At 68.3% G+C, this 21081-nt stretch carries 17 protein-coding genes; 9 read left to right on the top strand and 8 right to left on the bottom strand.

Going from position 1 to position 21081, the window contains the following annotated elements; translation table 11 throughout:
* Positions 1-154: 154 nt before the first annotated feature.
* On the bottom strand, positions 155-904 hold the full coding sequence (locus LDO15_RS01740; protein WP_223983375.1) for a 5-oxoprolinase subunit PxpA: 750 nt from the start codon (positions 902-904) through the stop codon (positions 155-157).
* Positions 895-1770 carry a hypothetical protein gene (locus tag LDO15_RS01735; RefSeq protein ID WP_223983373.1) on the bottom strand — a complete coding sequence of 292 codons (876 nt, stop codon included), beginning with the start codon at positions 1768-1770 and terminating at the stop codon, positions 895-897. Before LDO15_RS01735 ends, LDO15_RS01740 begins: the two co-directional genes overlap by 10 nt.
* A 153-nt stretch (positions 1771-1923) precedes the next feature.
* On the opposite strand from LDO15_RS01735, the gene LDO15_RS01730 reads away from it, so the two are divergent.
* A complete protein-coding gene (locus tag LDO15_RS01730) occupies positions 1924-3285 on the top strand; it encodes an MFS transporter (protein ID WP_223983370.1) in 1362 nt (453 codons plus the stop codon).
* Between the two features lie 58 nt (positions 3286-3343).
* On the opposite strand, the gene LDO15_RS01725 is transcribed toward LDO15_RS01730, so the two are convergent.
* From LDO15_RS01725 to LDO15_RS01710, 4 genes are all read right to left on the bottom strand, one after another.
* Positions 3344-5674 carry a glycosyl hydrolase family 65 protein gene (locus LDO15_RS01725; protein WP_223983367.1) on the bottom strand — a complete coding sequence of 777 codons (2331 nt, stop codon included), beginning with the start codon at positions 5672-5674 and terminating at the stop codon, positions 3344-3346.
* A 147-nt stretch (positions 5675-5821) separates the two neighbouring features.
* Positions 5822-6565, bottom strand: a complete 744-nt coding sequence (locus LDO15_RS01720) for an HAD-IA family hydrolase (RefSeq protein ID WP_223983364.1) — start codon at positions 6563-6565, stop codon at positions 5822-5824.
* Positions 6566-6786: 221 nt separating this feature from the next.
* Positions 6787-7809, bottom strand: a complete 1023-nt coding sequence (locus LDO15_RS01715) for a LacI family DNA-binding transcriptional regulator (protein WP_223983361.1) — start codon at positions 7807-7809, stop codon at positions 6787-6789.
* 173 nt (positions 7810-7982) lie between these two features.
* Positions 7983-8600, bottom strand: a complete 618-nt coding sequence (locus tag LDO15_RS01710; protein WP_223983359.1) for a phospholipase — start codon at positions 8598-8600, stop codon at positions 7983-7985.
* 261 nt (positions 8601-8861) lie between these two features.
* On the opposite strand from LDO15_RS01710, the gene LDO15_RS01705 reads away from it, so the two are divergent.
* The 6 genes from LDO15_RS01705 to LDO15_RS01680 all read left to right on the top strand — a co-directional run bounded on the left by LDO15_RS01705 (position 8862) and on the right by LDO15_RS01680 (position 14664).
* Entirely contained in the window at positions 8862-9125 is a 264-nt protein-coding gene (locus LDO15_RS01705; RefSeq protein ID WP_223983357.1) for a DUF6458 family protein, read from the top strand.
* Between the two features lie 652 nt (positions 9126-9777).
* The gene (locus LDO15_RS01700) at positions 9778-10596 is read left to right on the top strand and encodes a DeoR/GlpR family DNA-binding transcription regulator (RefSeq protein ID WP_223983355.1); all 819 of its coding nucleotides are present in this window, start codon (positions 9778-9780) and stop codon (positions 10594-10596) included.
* The gene (locus LDO15_RS01695; protein WP_223983353.1) at positions 10593-11579 is read left to right on the top strand and encodes a hexose kinase; all 987 of its coding nucleotides are present in this window, start codon (positions 10593-10595) and stop codon (positions 11577-11579) included. Before LDO15_RS01700 ends, LDO15_RS01695 begins: the two co-directional genes overlap by 4 nt.
* A gap of 2 nt (positions 11580-11581) precedes the next feature.
* Complete coding sequence (locus tag LDO15_RS01690) at positions 11582-13675, top strand: fructose-specific PTS transporter subunit EIIC (protein WP_223983351.1); 2094 nt, start codon at positions 11582-11584, stop codon at positions 13673-13675.
* 84 nt (positions 13676-13759) lie between these two features.
* On the top strand, positions 13760-14041 hold the full coding sequence (locus LDO15_RS01685) for an HPr family phosphocarrier protein (protein ID WP_223983348.1): 282 nt from the start codon (positions 13760-13762) through the stop codon (positions 14039-14041).
* A gap of 338 nt (positions 14042-14379) precedes the next feature.
* Positions 14380-14664, top strand: coding sequence for a Rho termination factor N-terminal domain-containing protein (locus tag LDO15_RS01680; protein WP_223983346.1), 285 nt, complete (start codon positions 14380-14382; stop codon positions 14662-14664).
* 32 nt (positions 14665-14696) lie between these two features.
* Here LDO15_RS01680 and LDO15_RS01675 read toward each other — a convergent pair whose 3' ends face one another.
* Positions 14697-15800, bottom strand: a complete 1104-nt coding sequence (locus LDO15_RS01675; RefSeq protein ID WP_223983344.1) for a Ku protein — start codon at positions 15798-15800, stop codon at positions 14697-14699.
* A 193-nt stretch (positions 15801-15993) separates the two neighbouring features.
* Between LDO15_RS01675 and LDO15_RS01670 the strand changes: the two genes are divergently transcribed.
* Entirely contained in the window at positions 15994-18678 is a 2685-nt protein-coding gene (locus LDO15_RS01670; RefSeq protein ID WP_263428409.1) for an ATP-dependent DNA ligase, read from the top strand.
* A gap of 15 nt (positions 18679-18693) precedes the next feature.
* Here the strand turns inward: LDO15_RS01670 and LDO15_RS01665 are convergent, their stop codons facing one another.
* Positions 18694-18948, bottom strand: coding sequence for a hypothetical protein (locus tag LDO15_RS01665; RefSeq protein WP_223983339.1), 255 nt, complete (start codon positions 18946-18948; stop codon positions 18694-18696).
* Positions 18949-19319: 371 nt separating this feature from the next.
* Here LDO15_RS01665 and LDO15_RS01660 point away from each other — a divergent pair, with 371 nt between their 5' ends.
* Positions 19320-20921, top strand: a complete 1602-nt coding sequence (locus LDO15_RS01660) for an MFS transporter (protein ID WP_223983337.1) — start codon at positions 19320-19322, stop codon at positions 20919-20921.
* The last annotated feature ends 160 nt before the right edge of the window (positions 20922-21081 follow it).

The following is a 21081-nucleotide window of genomic DNA, read 5'->3' as shown; positions in this document are numbered from 1 at the left end:
TGGGGCACTTTCCGGGCCGGATAGGGCCTTAGGACACTGGGCGAACCCGGCAAGGGAGTGCCCGGCCGGGGCTCGGTTTTCAGGCCCGGGGCTTGGGGCTCAGGGCTCAGGGCTCAGGGCTCAGGGCTCAGGGCTCAGCTCAGCCCAGCTCAGCTCAGGCGAAACTTTCCAGCTCGACGCCGGCGGCCTCCAGGGCCGCACGGATCGCGGTGGCCGTGGCAATGGACCCGGGTGTGTCCCCGTGGAGGCACAGCGAGTGCGGCTCGATCCGGAGCACAGTGCCGTCGACCGCCTCAACCTCGCCCTTCGTGGCAAGCCGCACCGCGCGCTCGGCGATCTGACCGGCGTCGTGCAGCACGGCACCGTCCTGCGAGCGCGGCACGAGGGTGCCGTCCGGGAGATAGGCGCGGTCGGCGAAGGCTTCGGCGAAGACAGGATGCCCGGCTTCCTGGGCGATCCCCAGCAGGGCTGAGCCGGGGAAACCCAGCACGGGAAGCCCCGGGTCGTAGGCCTGGATGGCGGCGACCACGGCGGAGGCCTGCTCGGCGTCGCGCACGGTGCGGTCGTAGAGCGCCCCGTGCAACTTGACGTAATCCACCGAGGCACCCACGGCATGGGCGACGCCGTCGAGCGCGCCAAGCTGGTAGAGCACGGCGCCGAAGAGATCATCGAAGGTCATGTCCAGCGCGCGGAGGCCGAACCCGGCGAGGTCCGGGTAGCCGAGGTGGGCGCCGACCCTGACGTCGAGTTCGTACGCCGCCCGGCAGGTGTCCAGCATGGTCACGGGGTCGCCGGCGTGCAGCCCGCAGGCCACGCTCGCGCTCGTGACGAGCGGGAACATGGCGGCGTCGTCGCCCAAGGTCCACGTCCCGAAGGACTCCCCCAAATCAGCGTTCAGATCCAAAACGTGCCGCCGTCCTTCGTTGATGTCTTGGAGCCGCCGCGGTCCGCGGGCGGCTCCAGGGAAAGGTCCGGTGCGGTGTCGTGGAGCGCGGCCGGGCCGGTGGTGTCCGCGAGGGCCTGAAGCTCTCCCGGAATCGTGTCCGGGATGGGCCCGAATGCTTCCTTGGCGTTCGCCACGACCGCGCGGGCCATCAGCCGGTTGCCGACGCCGCCAACGACGGCGCCGATGCCGAACGGCAGGGCACGGCCCAACCAGGCCGTGCCCTGCTTTTTCAGCAGGGTCCGGAGGAACATCGTCTGGATCTTGGCGCGCACCGCGCCGAAGCCGGCAAGGGGGACGCGGCGGGTGAAGGCCGCGGTCCAGGCCTGGGACGGCCCCTTGCCGCGGCCCAGGGCCTGCCCGCTCAGCGAGCTCAGCAGCTCAGTGCCTTCCTCGCCCAGCATGATCGCCATGACCAGCGTGCTGGCCCGGTCCGGATCCACCATCCGCACGCCGTGCAGTTCCGCCAGCGAGGTGGAGAACAGTGCCGTGGCTTCGAGGAACCCGACCGCCGCGGCCGCCGAAAGGCCCAGCGCCGCCGCGGTTCCGACGCCCGGAATCACAGCCGCCCCGCCCACCAGCGCCCCGCCGCCGGTGACGGCCAGCAGGTAGTCGCGTTCCAGGATGGCGGCCAGCTGCGCAGCCGAGGCGTCCGGGTGCCTGCGCTGGAGCCTGCGGATGTTGGCCAGAACCAGCGGCCGCTGGACTTCAACGGCCTTCAGGAGCACGTTGTGGAGGCCGGGCCGGGGCTGGCCGGCGGCGTCGAACATCGCGCCGTGAGCTGTTTGCTGGGCAATCTTCATTGCCGGGTTGCTGCGCTTGGCCATGATCGCCTCTCCTCGGAACCGAAAAACTAAGTTCACTTAACACTAGGGCACGGCCCGGGCAGACTCAGCCCCCGCCCCGGCCGCGCCCCTCGTGGACCACGCCACCGGACCGGCCATAAGACCGGCCGCTACGCCGGCCACTAGACTGGGCGCATGCCCGCCCCGCGAGCCCTCCGCCCCTTCGCGCACCGGGAATACCGCGTGCTGATCACTGCGCTGGCCGTCTCCATTTTCGGTTCCGGAATGTGGGCCGTTGCGATGGTCTACGAGGTGATTCACCTCGGCGGCGGTCCGCTGGAACTCTCCCTCGTCGCGGCGGCGGGCAGCGTGGGGCTCGTGGCGTTTCTGCTGGCCGGCGGCATTGCCGCCGACCGCCTGCCCCAGCGGCTCCTGATCATCGCGGTCGAGGGCGCCAACCTCGCCGTCATTGCCACCGTCAGCGGACTGGCCATGGCGGGCTGGCTGCAGCTCTGGCACCTGGCGCTCGGGGCCTTCGTGCTCGGCGTCGGGGCTGCGTTCTTCTTCCCCGCCTACTCCGCCATCCTGCCGCGAATCCTGCCACCCGAGGACCTGCTGGCGGCCAACGGCCTCGAAGGGACCATGCGGCCGATGCTCCAGCAGGCCGCCGGACCGGCCGTTGCAGGCATCCTGGTGGCGGCGCTGTCCCCCTCGCATGCCGTCACCGGCGTTGCGGTGTGCCATTTGGTGGCCTTTTCCATCCTGAATTTCCTTCGCCCCCAGCCCGGTCCCGGGGCGCCGGACACGCCGGACGTTGCGGCCGGCGTCGTCGGCGGGGGCGGCGGGGGCGGTGACGACGGCCCCGGCGGGGCGCGGGCCAAGACGACCCTGCGCCACGACCTCCGCGAGGGCGTCAGATACACCGTCCGCACTCCCTGGCTGCTGTGGACCCTGCTGTGGGCCTGCATTTCCGTGTTGTTCCTGATCGGGCCCATCGAGGTCCTGGTCCCGTTCGTGGTCCGGGACCAGCTTGGCGGGGACGCGCGCATGTTCGGCTTCCTGCTCGCGATCATGGGCGTCGGCGGGGCCGCGGCTTCGCTGGCCACGGCCTCTTTTCCGCTCCCGCGACGTTATCTCACCGTCATGATGGTGTCCTGGGGTGCGGGCAGCCTGCCGATCGCCGCCGTCGGCATCATGGACAGTTTCTGGGCCGTGGCAGCGGCCCTGTTCGTCTTCGGCGCCACCGGCGGGGTGGGCATGGTGATCTGGGGGACCCTGCTGCAGCGCCGGGTGCCGCCGCATCTGCTGGGCCGCGTCTCGAGCCTGGATTTCTTCGTGTCGCTGGCCCTCATGCCGGTCTCCATGGCTCTCGCCGGACCGGCGGCCGAGGTGGTGCCGCTGTGGCTGATCTTCCTCGTGGCCGGGACCGTGTGCCCGGTGATGGCCGTCGTCGCGCTGGCGGCGGCCAGGATGCCGGCCGACGAGCTGGCCCATCCCCTTTCCGGCGCGGAAGTCGAGCCCGTTTCCGGCGCCACCAAGCAACGCGGGGTCACTTAGCGCCCATCCCAGGGGGATTTATGGGCGCTAAGTGACCCCGCGTTGCTTTGGCGGTGGCTCAGACGCCGGCGCGCACCACCGGGATGGACGCCGTCGGGAGGCCGCTGGGGAAGATGGTCGGCTCGGGTGCCGCAACCGGGGCCAGCGGGACCCGGACGGTGTCGCCGGCAACGGTGAGCAGTTCCCCGCGCACGTCGATCTCCAGCGGTTCGCCGTCGCGGACGGTGAGGCTGATCGAGTCCTGTACCAGCCCGATGTGCAGGAGCCGGCCCTGGATCTTCAGGTGGAACTCGAGGCCGTCCCATTCGGCGGGCAGCCGCGGGTCGAAGTACGGCACCGCGCCCTGGTCCCGGAGTCCGGCGAAGCCGCTGACCAGCGAGCTCCACACGCCGCCGGTGGAGGCGATGTGGACGCCGTCGATCGTGTTGCCGTGGGTGTCGTCGAGGTCGATGAACAGGGCGTGGGTGAAGTGGTCCAGCGCGGCCTGGCCGTAGCCGACCTCGGCCGCCATGATGCCCTGGACGCAGGCGGAGAGGGTGGAGTCGCCGGTGGTGATGGGGTCATAGAAATCGAAGGCGCGGCGCTTTTCCTCGGCCGTGAAGTCCTGCCACTGCAGGAACATCGCCAGCACAGTGTCTGCCTGTTTCAGGACCTGGTGCCGGTAGATCACCAGCGGGTGGAAGTGCAGCAGGAGCGGGTACTTGGACCGGGGCGTGGTCCAGTCCCAGGGCTCCAGGGTCATGAAGTCGTTGTCCTGCGAGTGGACCTGAAGGTCCTCGTCGTAGGGCAGCTGCATCCGGTTGGCGGCCTGTTCCCAGAGCTGGCGTTCGGCATCGCCGATCTCGGCGTGGTCCAGGGCGGCGGCGGCGCGGAGGTTAAAGCGGGCCATGACGTTGGTGTAGAGGTTGTCGTTGACCACCGCGGTGTACTCATCCGGGCCGGTGACGCCGTGGATGTGGAACAGCCCGTCCTTGCCGAAGAAGCCCAGGGACACCCACATCCGCGCGGTTTCGATCAGCAGTTCGGCGCCGAGGGTATCCCGGAATGTCTGGTCCCCGCTGGCCCAGATGTACCTGTTGGTCGCGAAGGCGATCGCGGCGGCGATGTGGAACTGCGCGGTGCCGGCCGCGTAGTAGGCGCTGGCCTCGAGGCCGTTGATGGTCCGCCACGGGAACAGGGCGCCGTCGACACTGAGCTCCTTGGCGCGGATCTTCGCCTCGGGCAGGAGGTCGTGGCGGAATTCCAGGACCTGGCGGGCGTTGCCCGGGTTGGTGTAGGTCAGGTACGGTAGCAGGTACACCTCCTGGTCCCAGAAGTAGTGGCCGTCGTAGCCGGAGCCGGAGACGCCCTTGGCCGGGATGCCGGCCACATCCGCGCAGGCCGTCGCCTGGGCAAGCTGGAAGAGGTTCCAGCGGACGCCCTGCTGGAGCTCGGTCTGGCCCGCCACTACGATGTCGCTCGTTGTCCAGTACGCCCGGTAGTGGGCCTCGCTCTGGGCGAAGATCTCACCGACCGGCTTGAGGCCGGCTTCGGCGACGTCCGCGAGGTCCTCGGCGGCCTGGCCCACGGCGTAGCTGACGCTCTTCTCCAGCACGAACGGTTCCTCCGCGCTGACGGCGAGCACGTAGCGGACGCTGCTGTCGTCCTGGTCAACCAGGGTGTCGAACGGCTGCACCCCTGCCGAGGTCCAGTGATCCACCGCCATCCCGAGCCGCTGCTTGGATTCCGAGGCCTCCCAGGACAGACGCAGGGAGCCGTCGCCGCCGTCGAGCCGCAGGGGCAGCAGCACGCGCCCGGCGTGGCGGCCGGCGCGGCGCGGATCATGGGCGGAGTGGTCCTCCACCGGCTGGTCCTGGCGGTTGATGACCGAGGACGTCACGTCCGCCGAGATGTCACGGTCGGCCGCCACCTCGAGGCTGATGCCCAGCGCGCCGCGCGATTCATAGCCCACGGCACGGCGCTCGGTGGTGGTCACCGTCGCCCCGGAGCGGCACTGCCAGGTGATCCGGCACTCGTAAACGCCGGTGACGAAGTCCACGCTGCGGCGGTAATCCAGCACCGTGGACTCCTCCAGGCTCAGCTGCTCGCCGTCGATGATCACGGTGAAGTTGTTCGCATCCGGGACATAGAGGATCCGCTGCCCGGTCCGGGCGAAGCCGTAGGCGTTCTCCGCATGCTTGATGTCCCAGGTCTCATGGAAGCCGTTGATGAAGCTGCCGGGAAGTTCGGCATCGGCGGCCGCCCAGTGCGCGCCGCGGATCCCCAGGTGCCCGTTGCCGAGGCTGAACAGGGTCTCCAGGGTGCCAGCGTTGCCGGGGAGATGGACGGTCTCGACCAGCTGCCAGGGATCGTTGGGGAACCGGGCGCGGTCCGAGGTGATGAGAGCCATGGTTTAGGGGTTCCTTCGGCGGGTGAGTGATGCGGGTGTGCGGTGCTGGTCAGCGGTGGGGGCGCGGGTGGCGGGCCGCGGCCGGGTCTGGCGCGGGACGCGGCGCCGGTGCCGGCGCCGGTGCCGGCGCTTGGTGCGGCCGCCCGGCTAGAGCAGTTCGGCGAGGTCGTTGACCACTACCGTGGCGCCGGCGTCGAGCAGGGTCTGCCGGCCTGCTCCGCGGTCGACGCCGATCACGGACAGGAAGTTCCCGGCGCTGCCGGCCTGCACGCCGGAAACGGCGTCCTCCACCACGACGCACTCCTGGCTCGGCACGCCGAGGAGGCGCGCGGCATATTCATACGTGGCCGGGCTGGGCTTGCCGGGCAGCCCCTCGGTCACGGCGACGACGCCGTCGACCACCACCGGGAAGTAGTCGGACATCCCGGCGGCCTTGAGTACGGCCGGGGCGTTGCGGGAGGAGGAGACGACGGCGAGCTTGAGTCCGCGGGCCAGCGCGGCGTCGACAAACCGGACGGACCCCTCATACGGCTCGACGCCACCGGCCTCGACGATGTCGTTGAAGACCTTGTTCTTGCGGTTGCCGAGCCCGTGGACGGTATCGTGCGCGGGGTCGTCGTCGGCCGGCCCCTCGGGCAGCGCAATCCCGCGGGACGCCAGGAAGTCCCGGACGCCGTCGAAGCGCGGCTTGCCGTCGATGTGGTCGAAGTAGTCGCTTTCACGGTACGGCGCAGCCTCCGGGACAGAGGCCAGGAAACCGTCGAAGAGCTGCTTCCAGGCGTGCTCGTGCACCACCGCGGTGGGGGTCAGGACGCCGTCGAGGTCAAAAAGGATGGCGGAGGCTCCGGAGAGCGCACCGGCGAGGCCGGAAGTATCGGGAACTGCGGTCATGGGTCAAGGTCCTTTCAGACGATGGGCAGGCAAGACGGTCTTGTTCAAAACTTTTCGTTGTGTCGCAGCCGGTTCTGGGCGGCCGGCTTAGGCGGCCGGGCCGGGCCTGCGGTTCAGGGCGCTGTTACGGTGCGACGGCGGCTGCGGCCGCTGCTGCTGTGGTCTTGTGCGGCTGGCGCCGCTTCGGCGGCGGGAGCCAGCCGTTCAGCAGCGCACCGCGGTCAGCAGTGCAACGCGCTCCGGCGCTCCACCAGTTTGGTTTCCAGCAGATGGTTCGACGGCGGACCGGCAAGCGGCGGATTGGGAAAGCCCGAGCGATGGAGTCTTTCAATCAGCAGGTTGGCCGCGAAGGCGCCTTGGTCAGCCACTGGCTGGGCCATGGTGGTCAGGCCCAGGAACCAACTCATCTGATGATCGTCTATTCCTATGATGGACACGTTTTCCGGCGCTGACAAACCGAACTCCCGCAATGCCATGAGCGCGCCGAAGGCTGTTTCGTCGCAGCCGGCGAAGATCGCGGACGGCATCCTGCGGTTTTCGATGAGCTTCGCCATGGCCTGCCTGCCGCCTTCGATGCTGGAGCCGGCGTCGATCACGAGGTCCGGATCGGCCGTGAGTCCGTACCCGGCCAGGGCCCGTTCGAAACCCCGCCGGCGTTCGCTGGCGGTCACGAGCGAGGGCGCACCTGTTTCGCTGCCGGCGAGAATGGCCAGGTTCCGGTGGCCGAGCCCCAGCAGATGGTTCGTGGCGGCGTGTGCTGCTTCCTCGTTGTCGATGCCTACGTTGTCCCACGGGACGCCGTGCATTCCGACGCTGGCCACGGCCAGGCCCGACCCGGCCAGTGCAGCCATTTCGGCCTCCCCGAGGGCGATGTTGAGCAGCAGCACACCGTCCACCCGCTGCGCCAGGCCAGCGAGGTCGCCGAAGACCTTCTGCTGCACGCTGGGCCGGTTCCGGAGGCTGATCAGAACGGTGTCATAGCCGCTGTCGGCAAAGACTTCCTCGGCCGCTTCCACCGCCCGGGCAAAGAACCACGCCGTGGCGGTCGGGGCGATGATGGCCACGGAACCGGTGCTCCCGCCGGCCAGCCGGGATGCCGCGGACGAGGCCTTGTAGCCGAGCTCGGCCGCCGCGTCACTCACTCTCGCCATGGCATGTTCGGAGATATTGGGCAGGTGCCGGAGCGCGCGGGAGACGGTGCAGATGGAGAGCCCTGAGAGCTCCGCGACGTCTTGGATGGTCACGCGCGAGTTCTTGGCCTGCGGCACGGGCTCAGCCCTTTCTTCCCCCTGAAGTAGTGGGCCCGGTGTTCATGGCCGAGGTCGATTGTAAACGCTTACAAATTTGGCATGCAAGTGGATGATCAGAGGTCGGACGAGCGGCTCGTCGGCACCGGCCAGCGCCCGGTCAGCGCCGGTCAGCGCAGGACGTAGTGGCGCAGGAACGCGCTGACGTCCACGAGCTCGGCCTTCGAAATCGAATGGCCCATGCCGGGGTAGGTCCGGGCCGTGAGCGCGGTGTTGCGGTGCAGCCACTCCGCGGTGTGTTCGGCGGCGGCGTCGTTGATGACGGCGTCGCCCTTGTCCCGCCCCCAAAAAAACGGCGGCCGGGAGGTGAAGGATTCGCTCATGGCCAGGAGTTCGTTGTCCAGGACGAAGCCGGAGAGCCCGACGACGGCGCGGAACTGGGCCGGCCGGAGCCGCAGAAGCGTGCTGGCCATGGCCATCCCCTGCGAAAATCCGAGCAGGCTGACGCTGCTGTGCCGGTCCTTGACCGACTCAATCCAGCCGAAGACCGCGTTGGTGGAGGTGATGACGTCGGCAAAATCATGGGTGAGGAAATAGTCCAGCAGGAACCATCCGTAGTGGTCGCCGATCTCCTTGGGTCCGCGCAGTGCGGCGCAGCTGAACTCCGGCGGCAGGGATCCGAACAACTTGGACATTCGGGATTCATCCGTGCCGTAGCCGTGCAGCATCACCAGCAGCGGCGTGCCGGCGCGTTCGTGTTCGGGCTTTGACCAGACGACCGTCTCCATGGGCCCAGCCTATCCAGAGCCGCCCCGTGCCCGCCCCTGGCACCTGGCCCCGCGCCGGTTTCCGCTACCGACCCGGACTTCCGCGCCCCGGATCCGCCGTGCGGCCGTCCTGCAGGTGCGCAGCCGTCCGGAACCGGTGCGGAAATTTCCCGGCGGGGCGGAGTCCGTTTCATTGAATCAGCCGGGGCGGGGTTGTAGCGTGACGCTGGACAGCATGCTTAGCATCACCGATCCGTCCCGCGGGACACCAAGGAGCACGTTATGAGAATAGGTTCCGCAATCTTCCTCATCGCCATCGGCGCCATCCTGGCCTGGGCCGTAGCTCCGGGGCTGATCCCCAATGTAAACCAGGCCATGATCGGCTACATTCTCATGGTGGTGGGCGTTATTGGCCTCATCGCCTCGCTCGTCCTCGCCTCCCCCGGGCGCGGCCGCACCCGCCGGGTCAGCGAGAGCCGCACGGTGGTTGACCCCAATACCGGCGAGACCATCACCCGCAATGAGAGCCGTGACGCGGGCATCTGAGCCATGACCGCGCACCTGCACGGCGCGGAACTCAACGACCCGGAAGCCGGGCCGGACCTTGAGGTCTGGCCCGGCTTCTGCCATGTGAGCCGCACGCTCGCCCGGCCGCTGGACATGTCCTACGGCCCCAGGCCCAAGCAACGGGCATGTCCCCTGCACGCAGCCCCACCACTGAACATGCCCCACCCAAGCACAGGACATGCCCAGTCCGCGGGACGAGCAATGGACACAACACCAATCCGCCCACCCCCCAGCCCCACCACTGGACATGTCCTACGGCCCCAGGCCCAAGCAACGGGTATGTCGCCTACACGCAGCCGCACCACTGGACATGTCCCACGGCCCCAGGTCCGGCCGCTGGACATGCCCAGCCCAAGCACAGGACATGCCCAGTCCGCGGGACGAGCAATGGACACAACACCAATCCGCCCACTCCTCAGCCCCACCGCAGGACATGCCCCTCGGCGCCAGGGCCCGCTTCTGCGTTCATGTTGTTTTTCATTGACAAACCAACAAGAACAAAGATAAAGTCAAACAATTCCACTTCATGTGATGGGAGTCACGGAAGCGGCCGGGGGTGAATCCGCACGACAATCTCCCCCGCAGCACGAGGACAAACGCCAGCACAGACGCAGTACGCAATGGAGGGTAAGTGTTCGCCGAAGAACGCCAGCAGCTGATCGTGGGGCTCATCTACGCCAGCGGCCGGGCCAGCGTCACGGACCTGGCCGAGCGCTTCAGCATCACGACCGAAACCATTCGCCGGGACCTCGCCGCCCTGGAAGCCGCCGGCAGCGTCCGCCGGGTGCATGGCGGCGCCGTCTCCCCGGACCGCTTTAGCACCACCGAAGAAAGCATCCTGGAGCGGACCGTCCAGCGAAAGTCCGAAAAGACCCGCATCGCCGAGGCCGCCCTGGCCCTCATCCCGGACGGCCTCACCGGCAGCATCCTGATCGACGCCGGCTCCACCACCGAGGCCCTGGCCGAGCTCCTGTCTGCCCGCGCTGCCGGAGCCGCCGCGTCGGGCGGCCTGCCGGCATCCGGGTCCGACGCCGAACTCGTCGTCATCACCCATTCCCTCCCCATCGCGTCCAGGTTGTCCGGCGAGCCCGGCATCGCCCTGCACCTGCTCGGCGGCAAAGTCCGCGGGCTGACCCAGGCCGCGGTTGGCCAGTCCACGGTGGAGGCAGCCCGCCGGATCCGTCCGGACATCGCCTTCATCGGCACCAATGGCATCCATGCAGCCTTCGGGCTGAGCACACCCGATCCTGAAGAAGCCGCCGTCAAGGCGGCCTTCGTCCAATCAGCGCGCCGCATTGTGGTGCTGGCTGATTCCTCCAAGCTGGACGCGGAGACGCTGGTCCAGTTCGCCTCGTTGAAAGATCTGGACACCTTGATCACAGACACGCAACCCAGCCGGGAACTCGCCAGCGCCCTTGCGGAAGCCGGAGTGGAGGTGGTGGTCGCGTGATTGTCACCCTCACCGCCAACCCCAGCCTGGACCGCACCGTGGCGCTGCCCGGCCCCCTCCTCCGCGGGGAAGTTCAGCGCGCCGTCTCCGTCCGCCAGGAATCCGGGGGCAAGGGAGTCAATGTCTCCCGTGCCCTCGTGGCCTCGGGGCTCAAGACCATCGCCGTCCTCCCCGGCGCCGAGGCCGACCCCGTCCTCGCAGGACTTCGGGACACAGACGTTCCCTTCGCGGCGCTCCCGATCGGCGAGCCGCTGCGCAGCAACGTGGCCCTCACCGAGCCGGGCGGCGTCACCACCAAGATCAACGAACCCGGACCGGTACTCAGCGAGGAGCAGCAGGAGGCCCTGATCGGCCTGCTGCTGGACAACGCCCGCGGTGCCGCCTGGGTTGTCCTGGCCGGCTCGCTCCCACCCGGGGTTCCGGCCGACTTCTACGCGACCGTCACCCGGCGGCTGCGTTCCCTGTTTGATGGCGAGGCCGCACCACGGGTCGCCGTCGACTCCTCCGGCGAACCTCTCGCCGCAGCGGTCTCCGGCCATACCTCGGGCAAGCCGGACCTCTTGAAACCCAACGCCGAGGAACTGGTGGAACTGGCTGCCGCAGCCGGCTTCGCCACCAACAAATCCGCCGAGGAGCTTGAAGCGGACCCGGAGGCTGCAGCAGCGGCCGCCTCCGCCGTCGTGCGCTCCGGAGTGGGTGCTGTACTGGCAACCCTCGGCTCCAAGGGTGCCGTTCTTGTAACGGCCGACGGCGCGTGGCTGGCCACGCATCCGCCGGTCACCGCGGTCAGCACTGTCGGCGCCGGCGATTCGTCGCTGGCCGGATACCTGCTCGCTTCCAGCCAGGGCGCCGCCCCGGTTGATTGCCTCCGTCAGGCGGTGGCCCATGGTGCCGCCGCCGCTTCCCTGCCTGGCTCCACTGTCCCGGCAGTCAACCAAACCACCCCTGATGCCGTAACCATCACGGCCCTCCGGAAGGATTGACAGTGACTCAGCTCATTACCACCGAACTGGTCGAGCTCGACCAGAATCTGGGCAACACGCCCGAGGACGTGATCCGGCACTTGGCAGGCAGAGTTGCAGCCAACGGACGGGCCACCGAGGTCGAGGGCTTGTTCGCCGACGCCTTCGCCCGGGAGTCCAAGACCGCCACGGGTGTCCCCGGCGGCATCGCGATCCCGCACTGCCGCTCGACGGCGGTCACCGAGCCTACCCTGGCAATGGCGCGGCTGTCCCAGCCGGTCGATTTTGGCGCCAAGGACGGCCCCGCGGACCTGATCTTCTTCATTGCCGCTCCTGAGGGCGCGGACCAGGAGCACCTGAAGCTGCTCTCGAAGCTGGCGCGGTCCCTGATCAAGAAGGACTTCACGGCCAGCCTGCGCGCCGCGAAGTCCCAGGCGGAGATTGTGGAGCTCGTCGAAGCCGCACTGGCGGACAAGCCCGCCACCCACGCCGCTGAAGCACCGGTTGCTGCAGTACCGGCCGCCGCCGCCGCTGGTGCCGCTGCAGGCACCGCCGCGGGTGCAGCGGGTGCCGCTGGCGAAGGCGCAGCGAAGGCCAAGGGCCCCAAGCGACTCGTCGCCGTGACAGCCTGCCCCACCGGCATCGCCCACACCTACATGGCCGCCGACTCGCTCGTCGCCGCGGCCAAGGAAGTCGGCGTGGACCTGCAGGTCGAAACCCAGGGGTCTTCCGGCGCCAAGGCCCTTGACCCCGCCGTGATCGCCGCCGCCGACGCCGTAATCTTCGCCGTGGACGTGGACGTGCGCGGCAAAGAGCGCTTCGCCGGCAAACCGGTGATCAATGCGCCGGTCAAGCGCGGTATCGACGAACCGGACAAGATGGTTGCGGAAGCACTCGCGGCCGCGGACAACCCGCACGCCCGCCGCGTCCCGCACTTCGCTGAGGACCAGGCCGAACACGACGCCGAGGAGAAGGGCGAGCACATCGGCACCAAGCTGAAGAAGGCACTGCTCACCGGTGTCAGCTACATGATCCCGTTCGTCGCCGGCGGCGGTCTGCTGATCGCCCTCGGCTTCCTGATGGGCGGCTACGACATTACTGCCTTCGCGGACAAGATCCTTGCGGAGAACAGCCTGTTCAACCTGCCCACGGTGTACCCGGAACTGGCCTGGGGCCCGCTGGGCGCCTTCCTGGGTGCCGTGTTCTTCAAGATCGGTGCCCTGTCCCTCGGCTTCCTCGTGCCCGCCCTGGCCGGCTACATCGCCTACGCTATCGCTGACCGGCCGGGCATCGCCCCGGGTTTCGTGTCCGGCGCCGTTGCCGTCTTTATGGGTGCAGGGTTCCTTGGCGGCATCGTCGGCGGCCTGCTCGCCGGCTACGTGGCACATTCGATTGGCAAGCTCCAGGTGCCCCGCTGGCTGCGCGGCCTGATGCCGGTGGTCATTATCCCGCTCGTGGCGTCCATCGTTGCTTCCGGCCTGCTCTTCGCGTTCCTGGGCCGGTACGTCGCGGCGGTCACCGTCGGGCTCAACAACTGGCTGTCCAGCCTCACCGGTGCCAGCGCCATCGCCTTGGGCATTGTCCTTGGCCTGATGATGTGCTTCGACCTCGGCGGACCCGTCAACAAGGTTGCCTACTCGTTCGCCGTCGCCGGTCTGGGAGCAGCTTCCCTCACCAACCAGGCGCCGTACCAGATCATGGCGGCCGTGATGGCCTCCGGCATGGTCCCGCCGCTGGCCATGGCGCTGGCCGCGACCGTACTGAACAGGCGGCTTTTCAGCCTGGCTGAAATTGAAAACGGCAAGGCCGCGTGGCTGCTGGGTGCCTCCTTCATCTCTGAAGGCGCCATTCCGTTCGCCGCAGCGGACCCGCTGCGGGTCATTCCCGCCAGCATGCTCGGCGGTGCCGTGACCGGTGCAATATCGATGGCGGCAGGCGTGGGGTCCAAGGCCCCGCACGGCGGAATCTTCGTCTTCTTTGCGATCGACAACTTCCTGATGTTCGTCGTCGCGATCGCGGCCGGCACGGTCGTCAGTGCGTTCGCCGTGATCGGCCTCAAGCGCTGGGCAGTGAAGAAGCCGGTTGGTACGGTGGAATCGGTTCCCGTAGCCGCCTGAGCCAGTCGTCGCCGACAGTTCCGGACGATTTTTCCAAGCAGATATTCACAGCTGATATCCACAAGCTGACTTCAAGGAGCAGAAATGACCGAACGTAACGCCACCATTGCCAGCCGCGTTGGGCTGCACGCCCGTCCGGCCGCCATCTTCGCCGAGGCTGCGGGCGAGTTCGACAGCCTCGAGATCACGATTGCCCGCCTGGGCGAGCCGGAGGACGAGGCCATGGACGCCGCCAGCATCCTGTCGCTGATGAGCCTGGGCGCCTCGCACGGCGAGGTTGTGGTGTTGCGTGCCGAGGGTGAAGGCGCCGACGCCGCCCTGGAACGTCTCGTGCAGATCCTCGAGACGGATCACGACGCCGAATAGCCTCGCCCTCCGGCGCCCGCGCACGGAGACCCTGTAGTAACCCGGCAGTACAAGAAGGCCCGGCCGCCCCCGACGAGGGGCCGGCCGGGCCTTCGCGTTGCCGGTCGGCGCCTGGTTCCGAAGCAACGCGGGGTCACTTACGGCCCATTCCACCGGGGAACTTGGGCGCTAAGTGACCCCGCGTTGCTCTGGCGGCGGACCGTCAGGGCAACTCTTGTCAGTGAACTTGGTAAATGCTTGTCACCGCACGGCGGCGCCGCTAGTTTGGAATCCGCGGCGGCACCGTCCGCCGGCCACCGCCGGACTGGTTCCCGGCCGAAGGAGATGAGCGGAAAGCCATGCCAACGAAGAAGGGCGAGCCCGGCTCAGAGAGCCCCAGCATCAAGGACCCCGAACTCTACGAGAAGCTGCTTGAGGACGGCGCATCGAAGCAAAAAGCCGCGCGGGTCTCCAATGCCGCCGCCAAACGCGGCCGCTCCGCCGTGGGCCGCAAAGGCGGCAAGGCGGGAGACTACGAGGACTGGACCGTTCCGCAGCTCAAGGAGCGCGCCAAGGAGATCGGCCTCAAGGGATACTCGGCGAAGAAAAAGAGCGAGCTTATCTCCGCCCTGCGGAACTCCTGACGCCGATGGCCGCGGCGTCCCGGCCCACGGCCTCAGGCACCCTTGCGCGCTCGTGCCGCCGGGGCTTTGGCGGCAGCCGTCTTGGGGGCCGCACCCTTCGCAGCTGCACTCTTGCCGGCCCCGGCGTCGCTGTCACCGGCCTTGTCCGCGGCAGTTTTGGAGGCGGCTGTCCTGGAGGCAGGAGTCCTGCGGACGGCCGGCTTGGACGCGGGCTTGGATCCGGAAGCCGTGGAGGCGGATCTGGCCGGCGCCCCGGAGGAAGCCGCGGCCTTCGTCCCGCCGCCCGCCGCCTTCTTGGGGGCGTCCCCGGCCCCGGCGGACTCTGCCGTTCCGCCCGCGGACGCCCCGCCGCCGCGCTTCTTCTCGAGGCTCCGCTTGAGTGCCTCCATCAGGTCAATCACTTCGCCGGTGCCGGCTTCGGCCGCGACGGCGCCAAACGTCTCCTCGGTGTCGAGGGATTCCCCCTTCTCCAGCTTCGCGTCGATGAGCTGGCGCAGCTGGAGCTGGTAGTCGTCCGTGAACTGTTCGGGCTCAAAATCGGCGGCCATCGAATCCACCAGGGCGGCGGACATTTCACGTTCCTGGGCGGAGATGCGGATCGAGGTTTCGAGCGCCGGGAAGCTGGCCTCGCGCACTTCGTCGGCCCACAGAAGCGACTGCAGCATCAGGATGTCGCCGCGGATCCGCAGCGCACCCAGCCGGGTCTTCTCGCGCAGGGCGAACTGGACAATCGCCACCCGGTCGGTGTCCTCGAGGGCACGCCGCAACAGCACATAGGCCTTCGGCGACTTGGAGTCAGGTTCCAGGTAATAGCTCTTCTCGAACATGATGGGATCGAGCTGGTCCGCCGGGACGAACTGCACGACGTCGATCTCGTGGCTGTTCTCCGCGGGGATGGATTTCAGTTCCTCCCGGGTCAGCATCACCGTGCGGCCGTCGTCCTCGTAGGCCTTGTCGATGTCCTCATAGTCGATGATCTTGCTGCAGACCTCGCAGCGGCGCTGGTAGCGGATCCGTCCGCCGTCGGCGTTGTGGACCTGATGCAGGCTGATGTCGTGGTCCTCGGTCGCGCTGTAGACCTTGACCGGCACGTTGACCAGCCCGAATGCGATCGCGCCCTTCCAGATGGCTCTCATGGGACAAGTGAACACCAGAGCGGTTCGGAGGTGAAGACCGTTGACTGAGCGAAACACCGGGCCGGACGCCCGGCGGGATGCTGAGCCGGACACCCGGCGGGTCCCCCAGCGGGACAATACAGGCCCGGCAAACGGCAGGCAGCGGGTCCGGGTGGGCGGCCGCGAGCTGGTTGTGACCAACCTGGACAAGGTCATGTACCCGGAGACCGGCACCACCAAGGCCGACGTCCTTGCCTACTACGCCGCGGTCGCACCGGTGCTGATCCCGGCAGTCCGGAACCGGCCCGCCACGCGGAAGCGCTGGGTCCACGGCGTGGGAACCTCGGAGGAGCCGGGGCAGGTGTTCTTCCAAAAGAATCTGGACGAATCGGCGCCCGGCTGGATTTCCCGGGCAGCCATCAAACACAAAGAGCGCACCAACCAATACCCGCTGGTCAATGACGCCGCCACCCTCGCCTGGCTCGCCCAGATCGCGGCCCTGGAAATCCATGTGCCTCAGTGGCGGGTGGATTCGCACGGCAATGCCCTGCCACCGGACCGGATGGTACTGGATCTGGACCCCGGCGACGGAGCCGGACTGGCGGAATGCGCGGAAGTCGCGGGGCTGGCCCGCAGCATCCTGCAGGACGTGGGCCTGGACGCCGTCCCCGTGACGTCCGGGAGCAAGGGCATCCACCTCTACGCGGCGCTGGACGGGACCCGGAGCTCGGAGCAGATCTCCGACTTCGCCCACGAACTGGCACGGGCCCTGGAGGCGGACCACCCGGACCTCGTGGTCAGCGACATGAAGAAGGCCCTGCGCAGCGGCAAGGTCCTGGTCGACTGGAGCCAGAACAGCGCCGCGAAGACCACGATCGCGCCGTACTCGCTGCGCGGCCGGCTGCGGCCCACCGTTGCGGCGCCCCGGACGTGGCGAGAGCTTAACTCCCCCTCCCTGCGCCAGCTGGACTACCACGAGGTCATGAAGCGCGTGCAGTCCGGCAAGGACCCGTTTGCGGCGATCTCCGGAGGCCGCAGCGCCGGTGGCGGGAGCGCGCCCGGCCACCCGGGCGACACCGCAGCCAACACACCGCCGTCCGGCAGCACGGACGACAGCCCGACGCCGGGCAGAGGTTCAGCAGCCGGAACGGGTTCAGCCGCGGCCACGACGGGCGGCGGGGGCGCCGACGATCCCCGGCTGGAGTCCTACCGCGCCAAGCGGGATGCGGCCGCCACCCCGGAGCCGTTCACGGCGGAGTCCCGCCGCAGCAGGGACACCGCCCCGGGCACCGGCGGTGGCACGGGCACGGACGCCGGAGTGCTCCGAGAGTCCTTTGTCATCCAGGAACACCACGCCAGCCGGCTGCACTACGACTTCCGGCTCGAACGCGACGGCGTGCTCGTGTCCTGGGCATTGCCCAGGGGCGTTCCTACCAGCAAGGCCAAGAACCACCTCGCGGTCCAGACCGAGGACCACCCGCTGGACTACGCCGACTTCGAGGGAGTTATACCCAAGGGCCAGTACGGCGCCGGGACGGTCAGCATCTGGGACCACGGCTACTACGAATGCGAAAAGTGGATCGCCGGCAAGGAGGTCATCGCCACGCTGACAGGCACGGCGGACGGCGGCCTGGGCGGCACGCGCAGGTTCGCCCTCATTCACACCGGCCAGGCCGATGACCAGTGGCTCATCCATCTCATGGACCCGGCGGGCGCGCACAAAGGGCACCGGGGTGCGGGTCAAGAGCCCGGCACACGGCCGGAAGCAGAGCCCGACGCAGAGCACACCGCGCATCACGACACCGGGCCGGCGGCGGCACCCGGGTCACCGGGGTCACCCGCGGCAATGGCGGGACCGGAGAAGGAGAAGGAGACGGGAGCGGAGCCGGCCCCGTCCCCCGGCCCGGCTCCGGATGCCACGGGTTTCAGCCCGATGCTGGCCAGCGCCGGGACCGCTGCCGACCTCGCGGACAAGGACTGGCAGCTGGAACTCAAATGGGACGGCGTCCGGGCGCTGATCGTCGGCGACACCACGCAAGTCCGGCTCATCAGCCGTAACGGCAACGACATGTCCGCGAGCTACCCGGAACTGACGGACCGGTCCTGCTGGCCGGAGCAGGGCTTCGTCGCCGACGGCGAGATCATCGCCTTCGGCCGCACTGGCAGGCCCGACTTTGGCCGGCTGCAGGGGCGCATGAAACTCACGAAGGCCGCCGAAGTCGCGAAGGCGCAGGAGTCGACGCCGGTGCGGCTGATGCTGTTCGATCTGCTCTTCGACGCCGGCGAGGACCTGCGGCGCCTGCCGCTCAGCGAGCGCCGGCGGCGGCTCGAGCGCTTCTTCCGCCCGTCAGGCGGCCCCGTGGACCTCTCCGGCGTGATCGGCGGCGACGCCGCACGCCACCTCGACATCGCGCACATCCTGGAAAGCGCCGCGGAGGTAGGTCTGGAGGGTGTCATGGCCAAGCGCACGGACGGCCGCTACGTCGGCCAGCGCAGCCGGTCCTGGCTCAAGCTCAAGGTGGAGCGGACGCAGGAGGTGGTGGTCGGCGGCTGGCGGCCCGGGAAGGGCGAGCGCCGGGAATCCGTGGGTTCGCTGCTGCTGGGAATCCCGGACGGCCCGAAGCTACGGTACGTGGGCCGGGTGGGCAGCGGCTTCAGCGCCCGTGAACTTAAGGAACTCAGGCAACAACTGGACGCGCTGCCGCGGAAGACTTCCCCGTTCCAGGACGTGCCGGAAGCCGATGCCGCCGACGCCCACTGGGTGAGCGCGAAACTCGTCGGCGAGGTCACCTTCGGAGATTGGACCGGCAGCGGGAAACTCAGGCACCCGGTGTGGCGCGGCTGGCGCCTGGACAAGACGCCAGCCGAGGTTGTGGTCGAACCTGTTGCCGGTCCCTAGCTACAGCAGCAGGCCCTAGTCGTGGTGGGGCATCTGCGGACGGCTCTGCCGGTGGATTGCCGCGGTGGCCACCTGCTGGCCCTGCCGCCCGCGGGCGGTATCGCGGTCCTTGGGATGACGGTGCTTGCCGCTGCCGTCCGGCCATTGCTGGCCTTCCGCCGCCGGGGGAACGTGCGGCTGGGACTCCGGCCCGGGGGCCTCGGCCATGGACTGGGCCAGATGACTCGCGACCTCGGGCTGGATTTCTTCCCCGAACTGATGATCCGCCATTGATCTTCCTTTCCGCTGTAAACAACCGCTGTGAAATGAAGTGTCCATCAATCGTAGGACTGCAGGGATGAGATGTCTGTAGTAGCCTCCGGCGGACTTCCCTGGGGCCCGGATCCCGGCCAAAATCAGGCGTCTTTGAGCGCCGGTGCGGAAAATTTTGGTCGCGGCGCCGCGGACAACGCCCGTTCCCTGTAACCGCGCGGCGAGACGGGGCAAAAGAATTTGGCGTATTGCCCCCAAATGTTCTCCGAAGTGCCGGATCATACGGCACCGAACTCGGAAACTCCAGAGAAATCCCGTAAAATTGAAAGCCTGCCCAGAGCGGGGCAGCTACAAGTCGCAAGCAAATGACCTCCATAGGAGTGGCCCAAATGCCCACAGACCGAAGCATGACCGACTCTTCAGCAGGCGTTATAGACGCCAGCGGAACCAACCAAAGCGCACCCAAGGGTGTGAAGAAGCCAAAGCTACGCCGACGTCGACTCCGTGAGTCCGACGTGAACGTGGTCGACCAGCCGATGCTCAAGAAGGCGCTGGGCGGCACCATCGTGGGTAACACCATGGAATGGTACGACGTCGGCGTGTTCGGCTACCTGATCACCACCATGGGACCGGTATTCCTGCCGGAGGCGGATAAGTCCGTCCAGACCCTGTTCCTGCTGGGAACCTTCGCCGCCACCTTCATCGCCCGCCCCCTCGGCGGAGTGGTGTTCGGCTGGTTCGGCGACAAGATCGGCCGCCAGAAGGTTCTCGCCGCAACTCTGATGATCATGGCTGCCAGCACCTTCGCCGTCGGCCTCCTGCCCGGTTACGCCCAGATCGGCATCTGGGCCGCGGTCCTGCTGGTCCTGTTCAAGGTCATCCAGGGCTTCTCCACCGGCGGCGAGTACGCCGGCGCCACGACCTTCGTGAGCGAGTACGCCCCGGACAAACGCCGCGGCTTCTTCGCCAGCTTCCTGGACATGGGTAGCTACCTCGGCTTCGCTGCCGGCGCCGCCCTCGTGTCCGTGCTGCAGCTGACCCTCGGCCAGGACACCATGGAGCAGTGGGGCTGGAGGATTCCGTTCCTCGTGGCCGGTCCGCTGGGCCTGATCGCTGTTTACTTCCGGAGCAAGATCGAGGAATCCCCGCAGTTCCAGGCCACCCTGGACGCCCAGGAGAACCTCGCCAAGGACGCAACCGCCGCTGACACGGCCGCCTCCAAGGGCCCGGTGGGCATTGTGAAGGCCTACTGGCGCTCCATCATCGTCGCCATGATCCTGGTAGCTGCAGCCAACACCGCCGGCTACGCCCTGACGTCGTACATGCCTACCTACCTCACCGAGTCCAAGGGCTACGACGAGGTGCACGGCACCCTGCTGACCATCCCGGTGCTTGTCATCATGAGCCTTTGCATCCCGCTGACCGGCAAGCTCTCCGACCGGATCGGCCGCCGTCCGGTGCTGTGGATCGGCGCCCTGAGCACGGTCGTCCTGGCCGCCCCGGCATTCCTGCTGATCGGCGTCGGCGAGATCTGGTCCACGCTGCTGGGCCTCGGCCTGATCGCCTTCCCGGTGACGTTCTACGTGGCCAACCTGGCGTCTGCCCTGCCGGCGCAGTTCCCGACGTCCAGCCGCTACGGCGCCATGGGCATCGCGTACAACTTCTCGGTTGCCATCTTCGGCGGCACCACCCCGTTCATCGTCGCGGCCCTCATCTCGGCCACCGGCAATGACATGATGCCGGCCTACTACCTGATGGCCACCTCGGCGATCGGCGCCGTGGCGATCTACTTCCTCAAGGAATCGGCCCAGATGCCGCTGCCGGGCTCCATGCCCAGCGTGGACACCCAGGCCGAGGCCCGCGAACTGGTCGCGACGCAGGACGAGAACCCGCTGATCGACCTCGAGCACATGGACATGCCGATGGTCGCACCGGCCGCGGACTCCGCCGCAGGGCGCGGCGAAGCTGAGAAAGTCCCGGCCACAGCCTGAGCCTGCCCGTCCTGAGCCGGCCTGACCCGGCAGCGGCAGTCCAGACCCCGTAGTCACAGCCCCGCCCTATGAGGCCTGTTCCGTATGCTTACCCGTTGGGGGAAGCATACGGAACGGGCCTTAGGCGTGTCCGGACCGCTATCAGCCCCCGGAGGGATCC

Origin of the sequence: Arthrobacter sp. NicSoilB8, from assembly GCF_019977355.1 — a bacterium.
Classification (GTDB): Bacteria; Actinomycetota; Actinomycetes; order Actinomycetales; family Micrococcaceae; genus Arthrobacter.
Note: the sequence above shows the minus strand (reverse complement) of the source record. Positions and strands in the feature narration are given on the sequence as shown.